At 72.9% G+C, this 19,117-nt stretch carries 13 protein-coding genes; 9 read left to right on the top strand and 4 right to left on the bottom strand.

From position 1 onward, the window contains the following. Positions 1-32: 32 nt before the first annotated feature. A complete protein-coding gene (locus tag ACFYZF_RS06245; protein ID WP_387016543.1) occupies positions 33-1,289 on the bottom strand; it encodes a CAP domain-containing protein in 1,257 nt (418 codons plus the stop codon). A gap of 354 nt (positions 1,290-1,643) precedes the next feature. Here ACFYZF_RS06245 and ACFYZF_RS06240 point away from each other — a divergent pair, with 354 nt between their 5' ends. The 3 genes from ACFYZF_RS06240 to ACFYZF_RS06230 all read left to right on the top strand — a co-directional run bounded on the left by ACFYZF_RS06240 (position 1,644) and on the right by ACFYZF_RS06230 (position 6,379). Beyond that, a complete protein-coding gene (locus tag ACFYZF_RS06240; protein ID WP_036374707.1) occupies positions 1,644-1,838 on the top strand; it encodes a hypothetical protein in 195 nt (64 codons plus the stop codon). A gap of 306 nt (positions 1,839-2,144) precedes the next feature. Beyond that, a complete protein-coding gene (gene smc / locus ACFYZF_RS06235; RefSeq protein WP_387016541.1) occupies positions 2,145-5,759 on the top strand; it encodes a chromosome segregation protein SMC in 3,615 nt (1,204 codons plus the stop codon). Next, complete coding sequence (locus tag ACFYZF_RS06230) at positions 5,759-6,379, top strand: HAD-IA family hydrolase (RefSeq protein WP_350888501.1); 621 nt, start codon at positions 5,759-5,761, stop codon at positions 6,377-6,379. The genes smc and ACFYZF_RS06230 overlap by 1 nt, the downstream gene beginning before the upstream one ends. A gap of 25 nt (positions 6,380-6,404) precedes the next feature. Here ACFYZF_RS06230 and ACFYZF_RS06225 read toward each other — a convergent pair whose 3' ends face one another. The 3 genes from ACFYZF_RS06225 to ACFYZF_RS06215 form a co-directional block, all read right to left on the bottom strand. After that, positions 6,405-6,926 carry a DinB family protein gene (locus ACFYZF_RS06225; RefSeq protein WP_387016539.1) on the bottom strand — a complete coding sequence of 174 codons (522 nt, stop codon included), beginning with the start codon at positions 6,924-6,926 and terminating at the stop codon, positions 6,405-6,407. Positions 6,927-7,096: 170 nt separating this feature from the next. Beyond that, positions 7,097-8,602: an N-acetylmuramoyl-L-alanine amidase gene (locus tag ACFYZF_RS06220; RefSeq protein WP_387016537.1), complete on the bottom strand. Its 1,506-nt coding sequence runs from the start codon at positions 8,600-8,602 to the stop codon at positions 7,097-7,099. Between the two features lie 228 nt (positions 8,603-8,830). Beyond that, positions 8,831-10,546 carry an alkaline phosphatase D family protein gene (locus ACFYZF_RS06215; protein ID WP_387016535.1) on the bottom strand — a complete coding sequence of 572 codons (1,716 nt, stop codon included), beginning with the start codon at positions 10,544-10,546 and terminating at the stop codon, positions 8,831-8,833. Between the two features lie 146 nt (positions 10,547-10,692). Here ACFYZF_RS06215 and ftsY point away from each other — a divergent pair, with 146 nt between their 5' ends. The 6 genes from ftsY to ffh all read left to right on the top strand — a co-directional run bounded on the left by ftsY (position 10,693) and on the right by ffh (position 19,084). Continuing rightward, positions 10,693-11,883, top strand: coding sequence for a signal recognition particle-docking protein FtsY (gene ftsY, locus ACFYZF_RS06210; protein WP_387016534.1), 1,191 nt, complete (start codon positions 10,693-10,695; stop codon positions 11,881-11,883). Positions 11,884-11,890: 7 nt separating this feature from the next. After that, on the top strand, positions 11,891-12,754 hold the full coding sequence (locus ACFYZF_RS06205; protein ID WP_387016532.1) for an aminoglycoside phosphotransferase family protein: 864 nt from the start codon (positions 11,891-11,893) through the stop codon (positions 12,752-12,754). Between the two features lie 313 nt (positions 12,755-13,067). After that, entirely contained in the window at positions 13,068-14,480 is a 1,413-nt protein-coding gene (locus tag ACFYZF_RS06200) for an ammonium transporter (RefSeq protein ID WP_387016530.1), read from the top strand. Positions 14,481-14,505: 25 nt separating this feature from the next. After that, positions 14,506-14,844 (top strand): P-II family nitrogen regulator, encoded by a 339-nt coding sequence (locus tag ACFYZF_RS06195; protein WP_387017112.1) that lies wholly within the window; start codon positions 14,506-14,508, stop codon positions 14,842-14,844. Between the two features lie 15 nt (positions 14,845-14,859). After that, positions 14,860-17,331: a [protein-PII] uridylyltransferase gene (locus tag ACFYZF_RS06190; protein ID WP_387016529.1), complete on the top strand. Its 2,472-nt coding sequence runs from the start codon at positions 14,860-14,862 to the stop codon at positions 17,329-17,331. Between the two features lie 193 nt (positions 17,332-17,524). Then, the gene (ffh, locus tag ACFYZF_RS06185; protein WP_387016527.1) at positions 17,525-19,084 is read left to right on the top strand and encodes a signal recognition particle protein; all 1,560 of its coding nucleotides are present in this window, start codon (positions 17,525-17,527) and stop codon (positions 19,082-19,084) included. Positions 19,085-19,117 lie beyond the last annotated feature (33 nt).

Genomic DNA, 19,117 nt, shown 5'->3' with positions numbered 1-19,117 from the left:
TCGCCCGGGCCACAGGGGTCACGGCCGCCGCCTCAGCGCGGGGTGCCGAAGTCCTGCGTCCAGTACGGCCCGTTGCTGGTGGCCACGCCGACACCGATCTCGGTGAACGAGCAGTTCAGGATGTTGGCCCGGTGCCCGGAGCTGTTCATCCAGGCGTCCATCACCGCGGCTGGGGTCTGCTGGTTCCAGGCGACGTTCTCGCCGTACGCGCGCCATACGTACCCGACCCGGTCGAGCCGCTTGCCGACGTTGCTGCCGTCGCTGCCGTCGTGTGACATCTTCCGGTGGTCGGCCTGGTCCTGGCTGTGCGCCTGGGCGGCCCCGGTCAGCTTGCTGTTGATCTTCAACGCGCCGCAGCCGGCCTTGGCCCGTTCGGCGTTGACGAGGTCGACGACCTGCCGGGCCTGGCTGCTGACGCCCGTCCCGGCGACGCTGCGGGACGTCGTCGCCGGGGTGCTGCGCTGGTTGCTCCGCGACGCGGCGGTGGACCGGCTGGGCACCGGCGTCGGCTTGGCGGTCCGACTCGGCGTAGCGGACGGGCGGGCGGTGGTGGGTGAGGCGCTCGGCGAGGGGGCGACCGGAGCGGACGTCGCGTCGGGGTCGGCCGGCGCGGCGGCGACCGGGCCGTCGGCGGCGGCCGGGTCGGTCCGTCGGTCGTCCGCGCCCGGCAGGGCCAGGGCGCCGACGCCGAGGCTGACGACCAGGGTGGCCGCCGCGGCGGCCCCGCCGATCAGCAGCGGGCGCGGGAACCGGCGGGCCGGCCGGTGCCGCCCCTCCCCGTCGGCCGGAAGGTCCCCGGCCCGGCCTCCCCGGTACGCCGTGAGGCCCGCCTGCGCTCCGCCGGCCGTCGACGCGGCGGGCCCGACGACCGGCACGACCCGGGTGCGCTCCGTGTCCCCCGGCCCGCCGGCGGGCCGGTCGTGCCACTGCCCGGTCGGCTGGTTGTGCCACGGCTCGGCGCCGGGCTGCCACGGCTCGCCGGTTGGCCGCTGCGGTTCGCTCGCGGGCTGCCACCGGCCGGTGGGCTCCTCCCGCCAGGGCTCGTCGCCCGGCCGCTCCGGCCGAGTGATGGGCTGCCGCGCCCACGGCCGGTCGGTGGGCTCCGTGCGGTGCGGATCGGCGGCCCACCGGTCACCCGGCTGGTCCGGCTCGTCCCCGAACAGGTACGCCGACCGCGGCTCGGGCCGGTCGGTCAGCCAGGTGGGCCTGCCGGCCGGGGATTCCTCACGCCGGCGGGCGCCCTCCGGGTCGTTCGGGTCGTTCGAGCCATACACGTCTGTCGCCTCCATGGGTCGGTTGCGGACCGGGCCGAACCTACGGGTGCGGCGCGAGCTGCGGCAACGTGGCTAAGGAAGAGTTAAGCGAATCCGGCTCGCACGGATGGTCACTACAGCGATCCGAGGCGTACAGTTAACACGTCCGGACAGAGCGTGTCCGTGCCTGGTGGCAGCCCCCGACAAGTGGACCGGCAGACGTGGAGATGATCTACGGCCTGCGGGAACTTGACGAATGGCGGTTGTCGGCTCAATATGTAGGTGTCGCCAGTCGCGCCCGGTCATGCCCAGAATCGCTGGGAATGACAGCCGCGAACGAGTGGGCGCGCGTTGGCCGGTCTTTCTGGCAGCGCATATCAAGGAGTCAGTATGGCGAAGGCCCTCTACGGCCACGTAGGTGCAGCGCCCGATCGGCGTCTGCTCGACGAGGTCACCCGACTGCGGTCCAGGGTTCAGGCACTGGAGTTCGAGATCACGCGCCTGCGTGCCGAGAATGATCGGCTCGCGGCGGCTGCGGCGGAGGCGGACGATCTGCTCCGTCTGGCCGAGCCGGCGCTGACCTGATCTTCGGTTGTCGGACAACTGAATCGCACCACGCAAAATCGCGCGCCGACACTTATGTGCCGGCGCGCAGCCATGTCCGGGCCATTCCCCGGCACCATTTCCTGATCTTGAATAATTGATCAAGCCTCGGTCCGGCGATCCGTCCGATTCGTGCCGGGACGCCGGCGCCGGTCGTGACGCGTCGGTGGAGAACGGCCGCCCGGGGCGGGTCGCGTGTCCGGCCCGCGGTGACGCCGGGTTAGTCTGCGGGTCACCAGGTCCGCGCAGCCCACGACGGTCGGCGACCACCGGACGAGGATCGAGAAGGTGTATCTCAAGAGCCTGACGGTGAAGGGGTTCAAGTCCTTCGCCTCCGCGACGACGCTGAAGCTGGAGCCCGGGATCACCTGCGTGGTGGGCCCGAACGGCTCCGGCAAGTCCAACGTCGTCGACGCCATCGCCTGGGTGCTCGGCGAGCAGGGCGCCAAGGCGCTGCGCGGCGGCAAGATGGAGGACGTCATCTTCGCCGGCACCGCCGGGCGGTCGCCGCTGGGCCGGGCCGAGGTCACCCTCACCATCGACAACACCGACGGCGCGCTGCCGATCGAGTACACCGAGGTCTCCATCACCCGCCGGATGTTCCGCTCCGGCGAGAGCGAGTACGAGATCAACGGCGACTCCTGCCGCCTGCTCGACATCCAGGAGCTGCTGTCGGACTCCGGCATCGGCCGGGAGATGCACATCATCGTCGGGCAGGGCCGGCTCGACGGGATGCTGCACGCCAAGCCGGAGGACCGGCGGGCGTTCATCGAGGAGGCGGCCGGCGTCCTCAAGCACCGCAAGCGCAAGGAGAAGGCGCTGCGGAAGCTGGACGCGATGCAGACCAACCTCAACCGGCTCACCGACCTCACCGCCGAGCTGCGCCGCCAGCTCAAGCCGCTGGGCCGGCAGGCCGAGATGGCCCGTCGGGCCGCCGCGATCCAGGCCAACCTGCGCGACGCCCGGCTGCGGCTGCTCGCCGACGACCTGGCCACCCTGCGCGCCACCCTGGACAAGGAGATCGCCGACGAGAGCGCCCTGCGCGAGCGGCGCGAGCAGATCGAGGTGGAGCACGTCGAGGTGCAGGGCCGGCTCGGTGAGCTGGAGGCGGCACTGGCGGAGGACGCCCCGCTGCTGGCTGCCGCCCAGGACACCTGGTACAAGCTGTCCGCGCTGTCCGAGCGGTTCCGCTCCATCGAGCAGCTCGCCCGGGAGCGGCTGCGTCACCTCAGCGCCACCGGCGACGACGAGCGCCCCGGCCGCGACCCCGACCAGCTGGAGGCCGAGGCCGAGCGGGTCCACGAGCAGGAGGAGGAGCTGCGGGCGGCGCTCACAGACGACCAGATCCGGCTCGCCGAGGCCGTCGAGCACCGGCAGGAGCTGGAACGGCAGCTCGCCGCCGCCGAGCGGGAACTGGTCGCGGCGGCCAAGGCCATCGCCGACCGGCGCGAGGGGCTGGCCCGGCTCACCGGCCAGGTGAACTCGGCGCGGGCCCGCACCACCAGCGCCGGTGAGGAGATCGACCGGCTCGCCGCCGCGCACGCCGACGCCCTGGCCCGCGCCGAGCAGGCGCAGGCCGACCTCGACACGGTGGCCGAACAGTCCACCGAGGCCGACCGGGACAACGCCGACCTCGACGCCCGGCACGCCGAGGCGGTCGCGGTGCAGGAGAAGGCGCAGGCAGCGGTCCGGTCCCTCGCCGACGCCGAGCGGGCCGTCGAGAAGGACGCCGCGACACACAAGGCCCGCGAGGAGGCGCTCGCCACCGGGCTACGCCGCAAGGACGGCGCAGGCGCGCTGCTCGCCCGCGCCGACGAGGTGCCCGGCCTGCTCGGCAGCCTGGCCGGGCTGCTCACCGTCGCCCCCGGCCACTCCGCGGCGCTCGCCGCGGCGCTCGGCGGGCTCGCCGACGCGGTCGCCGTCAGCGGCGTCGACGAGGCGGTCGAGGCGATGCGGCTGCTGAAGATCGCCGACGCCGGCCGGGCCGGCCTGCTGGTCGGCAGCCCCGCCGGGCCGGGCATGACCGGGTCGGCCGACGCGCTGCGCCCGAAGCTGCCCGAGCACGCCCGCTGGGCCCCCGACCTGGTCGAGTGCTCGGCCGAGCTACGCCCGGCCGTGCACCGGGCGCTGCGCGACGTGGTGCTGGTCGACGACCTTGCCGCCGCGTCCGAGCTGGTGGCCGGGAACCCGGAGCTGCGCGCGGTCACCGGGGACGGCGACGTGGTCGGGGCGTACGCGGCGGCCGGCGGGTCGGCCAAGGCGCCCAGCTTCATCGAGGTGCAGGCCGCCGTGGAGGAGGCCCGGACCAACCGGACGGCCGCCGAGCGGGCCGCCGCCGAGCTGCGCGACCAGCTCGGCGAGGCGCGCGCCGAGGTGGCCGCCGCGAAGGAGGTGGCGCAGCAGGCCGCCGCCGCGAAGCGGGAGGCCGAGAGCCACCGCAACGCCGCCGCCCGCAGGCTCGCCGAACTGGGCGCCGCCGCCCGGTCGGCGAAGGCGGAGACCGACCGGCTCGGCGACTCCCGGTCCCGTGCCGAGGCGGCCCGGGAACGCGACCTGACCGCCCTGGCCGAGCTGGCGGAACGGCTCCGGTTGGCCGAGGCCACCCCGCTCGACGCCGAGCCGTCCGCTGAGGAGCGCGACCAGCTCGCCGCGATGGTGCCGCAGGCCCGGCAGAACGAGATGGAGGTCCGGCTCGCGGTGCGTACCGCCGAGGAGCGGGTCTCCTCGATCGCCGGCCGGGCCGACTCGCTGCGCCGGCAGGCCACCGCCGAGCGGGCCGCGCGGGAGCGCGCGGCGGCCCGTCGGGCCGCCCGGGCCCGGGGCGCGGACATCGCCCGCGCCGTGGCCGGCGGCGCCCGCGAGGCGCTGGCCCGGTTGGCCACCACGATCGCGCGGGCCGAGGAGCACCGGGACGCCGTGGCCCGCGAGCGCGCCACCCGGGAGGCCGAACTGTCCGAGGTACGCGGCGCGGCCAAGCGCCTCGGCGCGGAGCTGGAGCGGCTGACCAGCCAGGTGCACCGGGACGAGGTGGCCCGCGCCGAGCAGCGGCTGCGCATCGAGCAGTTGGAGGCGAAGGCCGCCGAGGACTTCGGCCTGGACGTGGAGACCCTGGTCGCCGAGTACGGCCCGCACCAGGCCGTGCCGCCGACGCAGGCGGACGTGGCGGCGGCCGAGCGGGACGGGCTGCCGGTGCCCGAGCCGGTCGCCTACGAGCGCCCTGTGCAGGAGAAGCGGGCCGCCAAGGCGGAGCGGGAACTGGCCCTGCTGGGCAAGGTGAACCCGCTCGCGCTGGAGGAGTTCGCCGCGCTGGAGGAACGCTTCAAGTTTCTCACCGAGCAACTGGAGGACCTCAGGGCCACCCGCCGTGACCTGCTCACCGTGGTCAAGGACGTCGACGACCGGATCCTGGAGGTCTTCGCCAGTGCGTTCGCCGACACCGCCCGGGAGTTCGAGCAGGTCTTCACGGTGCTCTTCCCCGGCGGCGAGGGTCGGCTGATCCTCACCGAACCCGACGACCTGCTCATCACCGGCGTGGAGGTGGAGGCCCGTCCGCCGGGTAAGAGGATCAAGCGGCTCTCCCTGCTCTCCGGCGGCGAGCGGTCGCTGACCGCGGTGGCCATGCTGGTAGCGATCTTCCGGGCCCGGCCGAGCCCGTTCTACATCATGGACGAGGTGGAGGCGGCCCTCGACGACGTCAACCTGGGCCGGTTGATCACTTTGCTGGCACAGTTGCGGGAGAAGAGTCAGCTGATCGTCATCACGCACCAGAAGCGGACGATGGAGATCGCCGACGCCCTGTACGGCGTGACCATGCGCAACGGGGTGACCCAGGTGATCAGCCAACGGCTCAACCGGGCCGGCGGGGACGACGAGCGGCGTGGCCGCGGCGAGGAGAACGAGTAGTGGGTCGGGAACGGGCGACGGCGCTCCTGGTGGATTTCGACGGGGTCCTGCGGCGGTGGGACCCGGCGGTGGCTGCCGGGGTAGAGCGGGAGTACGGCCTGTCCGAGGGCGTGCTCACCGAGATCGCCATGCATTGGGGGCGGCTCCAGCCGGTGCTGACCGGCAAGGTCAGCCACGCCGACTGGATGACCAGCGTCTCCGACGCGCTGACCGACTCCGTGGGCGACCCCGAGCGGGCCCGTGCCGCCGTCGAGCAGTGGCAGCGCTACCGCGGCGAGGTGGACCCCGAGGTGCTCGACTTCGTCCGTGAGGCGCGGGCCGGCGGCATCCGGGTCGGGCTCGGCACGAACGCCACCGACCTGCTCGACGCCGACCTCGTCGCGCTCGGCCTGGTCGGTGAGCTGGACGTGGTGGTCAACTCCTCGAAGATCGGGGTGCACAAGCCGGCGAAGGAGTACTTCCAGGCAGCCTGCGAGGCGCTGGGGACCCCGCCGGCCCGGGTGCTCTTCGTCGACGACGAGGACCGGTCGATCCGGGGCGCCCGCGTCGCCGGGCTGTCGGCGCTGCGCTGGAGCGGCCCGGCCGACCTGCGCTACTTGCGGGCCGCGCTGGCCTCCTGAAGGCGTGCGGCGGCGGCCGGGCCGGTCACTCGCCGGTGCGGCCGTCGATGCGTTCGCGGATCAGGTCGGCGTGGCCGTTGTGCCGGGCGTACTCCTCGATCAGGTGCACGTAGACCCAGCGCAGGTTGAACGTCCGGCGCTTCGGGCCGACCTCGGTGAAGGTCTCGTCGAGCGACCGGCCGGTGGTGGCGGCGCGGGCCAGCGCGATCTCCCGATGGTAGGTGGCGAAATCGGCCTCTGCGTCGGCGGCGCTCACGTCGTGGTCGGCGTCCGGGTTGTCTGGCGTGTAGTAGGGGTAGTCGACCCGCTCACCGGCGAAGCTCTCCCGCAACCACCAGGCCTCCACCTCGGCCAGATGCCGGACCAGGCCGAGCAGGGTGAGCCCCGAGGGCTCGACGCTCGGCGTGCGTAGCTGCTCCGCGGTCAGCCCGGCGCACTTGAGCAGCAGGGTCTGCCGGTGGTAGTCCAGCCAGCCCTCCAACATGGTGCGCTCGTCGCCGACGTAGGGCTCGGGGGTCCGGGTGATCTCCGGTGCTCGCCAGGTCATGCCGTCCATCCTCGTCGAGCACTCTGACAACCGCGACCGGGTATCAGGGCGGCCCGCCCGGGCGGCTGGCGGTGAGTGGGTGCGTCGGGGTACGGCTGGGAGTGGCCGTACCCCGACGCACGTGGAGCGTTCCGGGTGCTGACGTCAGCCCTCGGGCCGCGGGTGCTTCGTCAACGTCTGCCGACGATGGTCACCTGGGCGGAGCCTTCGGGCATTCCGGCGATGCTGACGCGATTTCCGGCGGCCGTGGTGGGGGTGCCCCTGCCGGGGAGCGGTTGGAGTGCGTCCCAGGTGCCGTTGGGGTTGCGGATCTTGTGGTAGATGCCGTTGTCGGCGCCGACCATGAGCATCTGGGCGGAGCCGTCGGGCATCGCGGTGATGGCGACGTCCTTGCCGGCTGCGGGGGCTGTCGTGTTGTAGCCGCTGATGGGTTGGAATCCGGTCCAGGTGCCGTTGGGGTTGCGGATCTGGTGGTGGACGATGTTGTTGGCGCCGACGATGAGGACCTGGGCGGAGCCGTCGGGCATGCCGGCGATGCTGACGCTGCTGCCGGCGGCCGTGGTGGGGGTGCCCATGCCGGTGAGCGGTTGGAGTGCGTCCCAGGTGCCGTTGGGGTGGCGGATCTTGTGGTAGATGCCGTTGTCGGCGCCGACGATGAGTATCTGGGCGGAGCCGTCGGGCATCGCGGTGATGGCGACGTCCTTGCCGGCTGCGGGGGACGACGTGTTGTAGCCGCTGATGGGTTGGAATCCGGTCCAGGTGCCGTTGGGGTTGCGGATCTGGTGGTAGATGCCGCTGTTCGCGCCGACGATGAGGACCTGGGCGGAGCCGTCGGGCATGCCGGCGATGCTGATGCGGCTGCCGGCTGCGGGGGCTGAGGTGCCCTGGCCGGCGAGTGGTGCGAACCCGGTCCAGGTGCCGTTGGGGTTGCGGATCTCGTGGAAGATGCTGCTGTCGGCCCCGACGATGAGCAACTGGGCGGAGCGGTCCGCCATTCCGGTGATCGCCATGTCGCGTGCCTCGCCGGGGGCTGTCGTCTGGTAGCCGGCCAACGGCTGGAACCCCGTCCACGACCTGTCCGGGTACCGCGCCTGGTGGTACATCGGGCCGACGCTCGGGTCGGGGCCCGGGCCGCCGCTCATGGCGGCTGCGACGTCGCGGCGCATAGCGTCGAGGTCGATGAAGGAGGGGTCGATCTTTCCGGTGGTGCTGGTCTCGCGGTGGCCCCGGGCGTAACTGGCGTCGCGGCCCAGCGTGCGCAGCACCGCGGCGGTGGCGGCGACGGACGCGTTGTACTGGGCCTGGGTCATCGCCTGGTTGACGCCGTTGTAGTCGATCTCCCACCCGATCAGCATCGTGTTGCCGCTGCCCGCGGGGATGGGTCCGCTGCCCCGGCTGTTGCCGGCGTGGTTGGCGCGGTTGGCGGAGATCAGGTGGAACACGCCGTTGTAGTCAACCAGCGCATGACACAGCGGACCGGGCAGGTCGGACCGGCCGTTGATGCAGACGCCCAGTGCCGGTGCCGGTCTGCTCGGGCTGGATGTGGCGGCGGTGTGGTGCCAGAGCACCCCGATCGGGGCGAACGCGCCGCTGACACCCCGCGAGCGCCAGTCTCCTTCCTCGACAACCGCGACGCCGGCCGCCCGCAGGACATCGGCGAGCCAGGGAATCCCCATGCAATTCTTCCTTCCACCCGAGGGGTGACCATGCCCTCACCAGCAAGGGCAGAGAGTGTTCTGACGGAACACGGGAAGATCATCGCTGTTGAATGTCTCGTTTTGGCATCAGTCACGCACCCGCCGCGGGTATGGGCAGGTCGACCACGCCACGGAATGGAACAGGCAAAGGCGCGATTCGATGCCGCACAGCGCCAACTGCCGAAACCCCGGGCGGTACGGCGGAGGTCAGCCGCTGGACGTGAGGCGCTGCCGCATCACCTCACGCAGGTGGCCCGCGCTGGTGGTGCCCTCGACGGTCACCTCGGCCGTCCGCCCGGTGTGTACCAGCGTGGCGACCGCGTTGCCGAAGTACGGCCCGGCCAGCCGCTTCCACCGCAACGGCGGGCGGCGAACCCCGGCGGTGCGGGCGAGGGCCCGGGTGGCCCCGGCCGGTCCGGGCGACCAGCCCAGCTTCATCAGCGGGCGCATCCCGGCGGGCACCTGGTTGTGGATGGGTGAGCAGGTGAGCTGGTGCACCGGGGTGACCACGGCCGGGTCGTCGAACCGCGCCCGCGCCACGTACGAGTGGTGCACGTCACCGGAGAGCACGCTGATGGACGCCGGTGGCGCGTACGCCGGCCCGGCCCCGACCCGCTCGCCGGGCTCGCCGGGGGTGCCGCTGCCGATGCGGGCGAAGAGGGCGCCGAGCGCGTCGAACGAGCGACGGAACGCGGCCCAGTGCTCCAGGTCCAGTGCCCGGCGCAGCTTCTCCGACAGCCGGGCGACCCGGTGCTGTCGGGAGTCGGCGAGCTTCTCGTTCCACGCCTCCACGTGGTGGATGCCCGGCGGCAGCAGCCAGGGCAGGGACGCGCCGACAACGAGGTGGTCGTAGACGCCGTGGGCCCGGTCGAGGAACCACGACCACTCGCCCGGGGGCAGCATCGCCCGCTGGTCGGACTCCAGCACCCGGCTGCACCGGTTGTCCAGCATGACCAGCCGGGTCCGGCCCAGGTCCAGCGCGTAGCTCCATTGGTACTGCACGGCCCGCCACCGCTCGGTGTCGTGGGCGAGGTCGGCCTCGGTGTCGACCCGCTGCCCGAACTCGCGCAGCACGCCGGTGGCGTCCCCCGCCGCGCTGACCTTGACGAAGACCGGGTCGGCGGCGATCTCGTCGGGGGAGAGGTTGCCCAGGTGCTGGTAGACCCAGTACGAGGCGAGGCCGCTGCTGATCCGCTCCGCCCACCAGGGCTGGTCGCGCATGTCGGCCCGCCACGCGGCCGAGGTGTTCCAGTCGTCGATGATCTCGTGGTCGTCGAAGATCATCACGCTCGGGACCGTGGAGAACAGCCAGCGGATCTCCGGGTCCCGCCACGACTCCAGGTAGAGCTTCGTGTACTCGTCGAAGCTGACCACCTGGTCGCCCGGCGCGTCCTTGGGCCGCCGGCGGCGGCGCTTCAGCAGCCGCCGGACCGTGGGGGAGGTCACGTCGGCGTAGACCTGGTCGCCGAGCAGCACCAGCAGGTCGGGCTGGGCGGCGGCCTGGTCCGGCTCGGCCATCAGCCGCCGGGCGTACGCGTCGAGCGCGTCCGGGGGCAGCTTGCGGGCGGTCGAGTGCTGGGTGGTCTCCCGGCAGGAGCCGAACACCAGACGCACCGGCTGGTCCCGGTCGTCGGCGGCCCGGGTGCGGATCACGCTGGGCGGGAAGCTGCCTTGCGGCTCCGGCCAGGCCACCTCGTCGTCGACCAGCACCTCGTACGCCGTCGCGCTGTCCGGGGTGAGCCCTGTCACCACGACGAGCGCGTAGTGGTGGTCGTACGCCGAGAAGGTGACCGCGGTGCCCTCGGCGCCGTCTGCCGTGCGGACCCGGACCGTCGCGGGCGCACTGGTCTCCACCCAGACCGTGGCCCGCGTGTCGACGACCCGGCGCAGCAGCGGGCCGATGAGCAGGCGGGGAGCCGGCATGGGTGACCTCCAGGGTGAGCCGATCTCATCATTTCTACCCGGTCGGCGGCTGTGCCAGCCACGGCTGGGCGAGCGTACCCGCAGCTCGGTCACCCGCCGGGTGCGGTGGCTGGGACGCCGTCACCGGCATCTGACAGGATTTCGGCATGACGGAATACCTCCTCATCGCGCTCGCCCTGCTCGGCGTGCTGATTCTCGGCGGCCTCGGGCTGGTGGTGCCACGGCTGCGCCGGCGCCCCGAACCGCCGCTGCCGGAGACGGAGGTGGACACCCGGGCCGAGGAGGACCTCGCCGGGCCGCCCGTCGAGGCACCCGAGTCCGACCTCTCCACCGGGATCCTGGTCGAGCCGCCGCCCGTGGTGGTGGCGCCCGCGCCCACCGTCGAGGTGCCCGAGCCGACCGCCGGCCGGCTGGTCCGGCTGCGCTCCCGGCTGTCCCGCTCGCAGAACGCCTTCGGGAAGGGCCTGCTCGGGCTGCTCTCCCGCGACCACCTCGACGAGGACGCCTGGGAGGAGATCGAGGACAGCCTGATCACCGCCGACGTCGGAATCGACGCCACCCGGGACATCGTCGACCGGCTCCGGGAGCGGACCCGGGTGCTCGGCACCCGATCCGCCACCGAGCTGCGCGCCCTGCTCGCCGCCGAACTGGTCAACGCCCTCGACCCGAGCCTGGACCGGTCGCTGCGGACCGCCCCGAAGGAGGGCGTCCCGGCGGTGCTGCTGGTGGTCGGGGTCAACGGCGCCGGCAAGACCACCACCTGCGGCAAGATCGCCCGGGTGCTGGTCGCCGACGGCCGTACCGTGCTGCTCGGCGCGGCCGACACCTTCCGCGCCGCCGCCGCCGACCAGCTGGAGACCTGGGGCGGCCGGGTCGGCGCGGAGACCGTCCGCGGCCCGGAGGCCGCCGACCCCGCCAGCGTGGCCTTCGACGCGGTCAAGCGGGGCATCGACACCGGCGTGGACACCGTGCTGATCGACACCGCCGGCCGGCTGCAGAACAAGGTCGGCCTGATGGACGAGCTGGGCAAGGTCAAGCGGGTGGTCGAAAAGCACGGCCCGATCGACGAGACCCTGCTCATCCTCGACGCCACCACCGGCCAGAACGGCCTTGAGCAGGCCCGGGTCTTCACCGAGGTGGTCAACGTGACCGGTGTGGTGCTGACCAAGCTCGACGGCACCGCCAAGGGCGGCATCGTGATCGCCGTGCAGCGCAAGCTCGGCATTCCGGTCAAGCTGGTCGGCCTCGGCGAGGGCAAGGACGACCTGGCCCCGTTCGACCCGGCGCAGTTCGTCGACGCGCTGCTCGGCACCGAGCCGCTCGCCCGGGACGCGTAACCTCGCAGTGACCAGTGACGATCGCGCCCACGCCGGATGGCGCGAGGACCGCCACCCGGCGCCGGGCCTCGGGAGACCGTACGTGACTTCGCAGGAGATCCCGCTGCACGGCGGGAACGTGAGCACCGTGGTCCGGGTGGGCGACACCGTCCGACGCAACGCCGGCCCGTGGACCCCGTCCGTGCACGCCCTGCTGCGCCACCTGGAGTACGTCGGGTTCACCGGCGCTCCCAGGGCACTCGGGATGGACGAGCGCAACCGCGAGGTGCTGTCGTACCTGGAGGGGGAGTGCGGGGAGTACCCCCTGGCCCCGCACTGGGTCACCGACGAGGCGCTGGCCACGGTCGCCACCATGCTGCGGATGTTCCACGACGCCCAGTACGGCTTCGCCCCGCAGCCCGGGGCGGTATGGCGCTCGTTCGGGCCGCCGCCGCCGGACACCGAGGTGATCTGTCACCACGACGCCGCCCCGCACAACGTCATCTGGCGGCCGGACGGCACCCTCGGGCTGATCGACTTCGACCTCGCCTCGCCGGGCGCGCGGATCTACGACGTGGCGTACGCGGCGTGGACCTGGGTGCCGATCTTCTCCGACCGGGACTCGATCACGCTGGGCTGGAATCGCCCGGACCGGCCGCGCCGGCTGCGGCTGTTCGCCGACGCGTACGGGCTGATCCCGCGCGACCGGCACCGGCTGGTCCGGACCATCCGCAAGCGCGTGGTCGACCACGTCGAGGGCATCCGCCGGATGGCCGCCGCAGGGGAGCCGGCGTTCGTCCGGATCGTGCACAAGGGTCACCTCCGGCGTCCCATGCGCGACCTACGCCTGCTCGACTACGAACGCCACGCCCTGGAATACGCCCTCCGCTAACCCCCACCCCACCACACCTGCGCGTCGCCCCGCGCGCCCACCCGACCCGTCTGCGCGTGCATTTTTAACGGAAAGAGTGGTCATTCCGGCGGGGATAGCCACTCTTTCCGTGAAAGCGGGGGAGGGGGTGGGCGGCACGCGTGGTGGGGACGGTGAGGGGTTCTTCACACGTATGAAACACAGCGTCACGGGCTGGAAATCGACGGGTGACGGTGAAGGAAACAGGAGGCGACGAAGCTTCCGCGCAACCGGCGTACGGGCGACGTTGCCTCGGAAGCCGGGAAGGAGGGAACTTCACCTTTAGGAGGCCAGCGTGCCTGAAGCACCGACGATCGACGGCGCCAACACCGTTTGGCTGCTGGTTTCGACCGCGCTCGTGCTGCTCATGACGCCCGGGCTCGCGCTGTTCTACGGCGGGCTCAACCGGGCCAAGGGCGTGCTCAACATGATGATGATGAGCTTCTCCGCCATCGGGCTCATCTCTGTTCTGTGGTGGTTCTACGGCTTCAGCGTCGCCTTCGGGGCCGACGTGAACGGATTCTGGGGCGACCCGGGCGCGTACCTCGGCACCAAGACCTTCCTGGCCGAGACGGACCTGTGGGGCGCGACCGCGGAGAACCCCAGCGGCATCGGGGTCCCGCTCTACGTGTTCATGGCGTTCCAGATGGTCTTCGCGGTGATCACCGTCGCGCTGATCAGTGGCGCGATCTCCGACCGGGCCAAGTTCGGCGGCTGGCTGCTGTTCGCCTTCGGCTGGGCGACGCTGGTCTACTTCCCGGTCGCGCACTGGGTGTGGGGCGGCGGCATCATCGGCGGTGACATCCACGCGTTGGACTTCGCCGGTGGCACCGCGGTGCACATCAACGCCGGTGCGGCGGCCCTGGCCGTGGCGCTGGTGCTCGGCAAGCGGCTCGGCTGGCCCCGCGAGGGCATGAAGCCGCACAACATCCCGCTGGTCGCGCTCGGTGCCGGCCTGCTCTGGTTCGGCTGGTTCGGGTTCAACGCCGGCTCGGAGCTGACCGTCGACTCGGTCGCCGGGCTCGCGTTCATCAACACCCAGCTCGCCACCGCCGCGGCGGTGCTCGGCTGGCTCGCGGTGGAGTGGATCAAGGACAAGCGGCCGACCATGGTCGGCGCGTCCTCCGGCGCGGTCGCCGGCCTGGTCGCCATCACCCCGGCCTGCGGGTTCATCGCCCCCTGGGCCGCGGTCCTGCTCGGCATCGTCGCCGGCGTGGTCTGCGCGCTCGCCATCAGCCTGAAGTACAAGCTCGGCTACGACGACTCCCTCGACGTGGTCGGCGTGCACTTCGTCGGCGGCTGGATCGGGTCGCTGTGGCTCGGCCTGTTCGCCACCAACTCGGTCAACGCCGCGATCAGCGACGTGGTCGGCGCCTCCGACGGCCTGTTCTACGGCGGCGGCGTCACCCAGCTCGGCCGTCAGGCGATCGCCGGCCTGATCGTGACCGTCTGGTCGTTCGCGGTCGCCTGGGTGCTCGCCTTCGTGATCGAGAAGACCATCGGCTTCCGGGTCAAGCCCGAGGCCGAGGTCGAGGGCATCGACATCGCCGAGCACGCCGAGAGCGGCTACGACCTCTCCCCGGCCGGTGGCAGCGGCAGCGGCAGCGCGTTCGCGCTCGCCGGGATCGGGACGCCGGGCGGTACCGCCGGCACCAAGCCGGCCTCGGAGGAGCCCGCCGAGCCGGTCAGCGCGAAGGTCGCCGGTTAACGTTCCTGGGATGGAGGGGTTGGACATGAAGCTGGTGACCGCGGTCATCAAGCCGTACCAGTTGGACTCGGTGAAGGAGGCTCTGCACGCCCTCGGGGTGGCCGGGCTGACCGTCAGCGAGGTCCAGGGGTACGGCCGGCAGAAGGGGCACACCGAGGTCTACCGGGGTGCCGAGTACACGGTCGAGTTCCTGCCCAAGATCCGGGTGGAGGTGCTGACCGACGAGATCGACGTCGACAAGATTGTCGACGCCATCGTCGGGGCCGCCCGGACCGGCAAGATCGGCGACGGCAAGGTGTGGGTCACGGGCGTCGAGGAGGTGGTCCGGGTCCGCACGGGCGAACGCGGCCTCGACGCCCTCTAAGCCGGAATGCGGGAGATGACCTCGTTGATCAAGAGGAATACGTCGGAAAACGCTGGCGACGGTGACGCAAACCTCTTGATCAACGAGGTCGTTGGCGTTGTCGGGGGGGTGGGGGAGCGGGCCCGGAGGGCTCGGGCCGGGGCGTTTGAGCGGTGGCTGGGGGGACTGTTGCCGTGGCCGGGCGGGGTGGCGTTGGTGGCCGTGGGAGGGCTGGGGCGGCGGGAGTGTGCGCCGTACGGGGACCTGGATCTGGTGTTGCTGCATGCCGGGGTGGGCGGGATGGACGAGTTGGCTCCGAAGGTGTGGTACCCGATCTGGGATGCGGGGCTGCGGCTGGACCACTCGGTGCGTACGGTCGCCGAGGCGCTCTCGGTGGCCCAGGACGACGTCAAGGTCGCCCTCGGCCTGCTCGACGCCCGGTTCGTCGCCGGGGACCGGGAACTGGCCGACACGCTGGTCCGGACCGCCACCGACCACTGGCGGCGCACCGTTGTCCGCCGCCTCCCGGGCCTGCGGGAGATCACCACCGCCCGCTGGCAGACCCACGGCGAGTTGGCCTTCCTGCTGGAGGGTGACCTCAAGGAGGCCGCCGGCGGCCTGCGCGACGTGGGCATTCTGCGGGCCATCGCCACCGCCGGCATCACCGACGCGCTGCGCCCCGCTGTCCGGGCCGCCCACCTGCGCCTGCTGGACACCCGCGACGCCCTGCACGAGCAGGCCGGCCGCCGCATCGACCGGCTGGTCGCCCAGGAACGCGACGGGGTCGCAGCCCGGCTCGGGCTGCGGCAGTCCGGCCCGTATGACGCCGCGCAGCAGCCTGAGGCCGTCGGGGGACAGCTCCAGCCCGGACCGGGGCCCGACGACGGCGACGCGCTGCTGCGCCGCCAGCCCCACGAGGACCCGGCCCGCAAACGAGAACAGGGGCCCGACGACGGCGACGGCGACGCGCTGCTGCGCCGGGTCGCCGGGGACGCCCGCACGATCAGCCACGCCCTCGACGACGCCTGGCGGGCCGCCGACCGGCTGCGCTCCGGCCGCCGCCGGGGCGTCGACTCCCGGCCGGTGCGCCGCCCGGTCGCCCGGGACGTCGTCGAGCACGACGGGGAGCTGGTGCTGGCCCGGACCGCCATCGGCGCCCGCCCCGACCCGAGCCTGTCGCTGCGGGTGGCCGCCGCGGCGGCCACCACCCGGTTGCCGATCGCCCGGGCCACCTGCGAGTGGCTGGCCGCGTACTGCCCGCCGCTGCCGTCGCCGTGGCCCGCCGAGGCGCGCGCCGCGCTGATCACCCTGCTCGGGGCCGGTCCCGGCCTGGTGCCCGCCTGGGAGACCTGCGACCGGTACGGGCTGATCGACGGCTGGCTGCCCGAGTGGACCCGAATGCGCAGCCTGCCCCAGCACAACCCGGTGCACCGGTACACCCTCGACCGGCACCTCGTGCAGGCCGCGTACGAGGCAGGTCGGCACACCCGCGAGGTGGACCGGCCGGACCTGCTGCTGCTCGGCGCGCTCCTGCACGACATCGGCAAGGGGCTGCCGGGCGTAGGTGCCGCCGGGCGGGCCGGCAGGCATGAGCCCGCCCACGCGGACCACAGCACCGTGGGCGCGCCGCTGGCCGAGGCCGTGGCCGCCCGGATCGGCCTGCCCGGGCCCGAGGTGGCGCTGATCGGCACGCTGGTCCGGCTGCACCTGCTCCTGCCCGACGTGGCCACCCGCCGCGACCTGTCCGACCCGGTGACCATCGCCCGGGTCGCCGAGCAGGTCGGCGACCCGACGACCCTGGACCTGCTGCACGCCCTCGTCCGCGCCGACGCGGCGGCCACCGGCCCGGCCGCCTGGTCGGACTGGAAGGGCCGGCTCGTCGCCGAGCTGGTCACCCGGGTGCGCACGGCGCTGGACACCGGCGTGCTGCCCGCCCCGCCCGCCCCGGACCCGGCGCTGATCGCCGGGCCGCTGCCGGTCGTACACCTGACCGGGGACCGGGTGGCGGTGGCCGCGGCCGACCGGCGGGGGCTGCTCGCGACGGTAGCCGGCTGTCTGGCCCTGCACCGGCTGGAGGTGCTCGCCGCGGACGCCGCCACGGTCGACGGCCGGGCCCTGGTCGAGTGCCGGGTGCAACCCCGGTACGGCCTGCCGCCCGACCCGATCGCGCTCGGCGGCGACCTGCGCCGGGCGGTCGCCGGGGACGTCTCGGTCACCCAGCGCCTGCGCGGCCGGGCCCTCGCGGCGCGCGGCGGCGGGGCGGCGCCCCGGGTGGTCTGGCACCGGGAGGCGGCCACCGACGCGGTGCTGCTGGAGCTGCGCGCCGCCGACGCGGCCGGGCTGCTGTACCGGGTGACCCGTGCCCTCGACGAGGCCGGCGCCCAGGTCCGCGCGGCCCGGATCTCCACCCTCGGCGGCGACGTGGTGGACGCCTTCTACCTGGTCGGCGGCTGGCCATCCGACGACGAGCGGGCCCGCCTGGAGGCCGCAGTCCTGGCCGCCGTGTGAGGGGCCGCGCTGGCCGCCGGGTGCGGCGGGAACGGTCGTCCCCGCCCTCGGGCCCGCCTCCCGTCGCCGTGATCCCGCGGCTCGGTGGCGGGGCCGAAGCGCGGGCGCGGCCGGCGGGCTACCCTAGCCATGGCCGGACACCTGAGCCCGGCCGCGTTGTGCCCGCCGGAACACTGACAAACGGGATGTTCGCGTGTTTGACACCTTGAGTGACCGCCTCTCCGGGATCTTCACCAAGCTCCGCGGCAAGGGTCGGCTCACCGACGCCGACATCGACGCCACCGCGCGCGAGATTCGCATGGCGCTGCTGGAGGCCGACGTCGCCCTGCCGGTGGTCAAGGGCTTCATCGCGAACGTCAAGGAGCGGGCGCGCGGCGCGGAGGTCTCCCAGGCGCTGAACCCGGCGCAGATGATTGTCAAGATCGTCAACGAGGAGCTGATCAACGTCCTCGGCGGCGAGGGGCGGCGGCTCCAGTTCGCCAAGCAGCCGCCGACCGTGATCATGCTGGCGGGCCTCCAGGGTTCCGGCAAGACCACCCTGGCCGGCAAGCTGGCCCGCTGGCTCAAGGCCCAGGGCCACCAGCCGCTGCTGGTCGCCGCCGACCTCCAGCGCCCCAACGCCGTCGGGCAGCTCCAGGTGCTCGGTGGCCGCGCCGGCGTCGAGGTGTACGCCCCGGAGCCCGGCAACGGCACCGGTGACCCCGTGCAGGTCGCGCGCGCCTCGATCGAGCACGCGAAGCGGGCCGCCCGGGACGTCGTCATCGTCGACACCGCCGGCCGGCTCGGCATCGACACCGAGATGATGCGGCAGGCCGCCGACATTCGCGACGCGGTCAACCCGGACGAGGTCATCTTCGTCATCGACGCGATGGTCGGTCAGGACGCCGTACGCACCGCCGAGGCGTTCCGCGACGGCGTCGGCATCACCGGCGTCGTGCTCTCCAAGCTCGACGGCGACGCCCGGGGTGGCGCCGCGCTCTCGGTCCGCGAGGTGACCGGGCAGCCGATCCTGTTCGCCTCCACCGGCGAGAAGCTGGAGGACTTCGACGTCTTCCACCCCGACCGGATGGCCAGCCGGATCCTCGGCATGGGCGACGTCCTCACTCTGATCGAGCAGGCCGAACAGGCCTTCGACTCCGATCAGAAGGAGAAGATGACCGCCAAGCTGATGGGCGGCGAGCAGTTCACCCTGGAGGACTTCCTCGACCAGCTCATCGCGGTCCGCCGGATGGGCCCGATCGCCAACGTGCTGGCCATGATGCCGGGCATGGGGCAGATGAAGGACCAACTCGCGGAGCTGGACGACAAGCACTTCGACCGCGTCACCGCGATCATCCGGTCGATGACCCCGGCCGAGCGCACCAACCCGAAGATCATCAACGGCTCCCGTCGGGCCCGGATCGCGGGCGGCTCGGGCGTCACGGTGATGGACGTCAACCAGCTGCTCAACCGCTTCACCGACGCGCAGAAGATGATGAAGCAGATGGGCGGCATGATGGGCCTGCCCGGCGGCGGCCGGCGCAAGGCGACCAAGTCGCCGAAGAACAAGCGCAAGGGCACCAAGGGCGGCAACCGGCCGCGCACCGGGGTCGGCACCGGTATGCCGGGCGGCTTCCCGGGTGGGATGCCGCAGCTCCCGCCGGGTCTGGACCCGAACGACCTGGCCGGCGGGCAGGGCCTCCCGCCCGGCTTCAAGCTTCCGAAGATCGACTTCAACAAGCTCGGCAAGGGCGGCGACAACCACCCCCGCTGACGCGTGTCGGTGACGGTGGGCGACGTGGTGACC

The sequence above is a fragment of the Micromonospora sp. NPDC001898 genome, assembly GCF_042891255.1.
GTDB lineage: Bacteria > Actinomycetota > Actinomycetes > Mycobacteriales > Micromonosporaceae > Micromonospora.
This window is presented reverse-complemented; position numbering and strand designations above follow the sequence as displayed.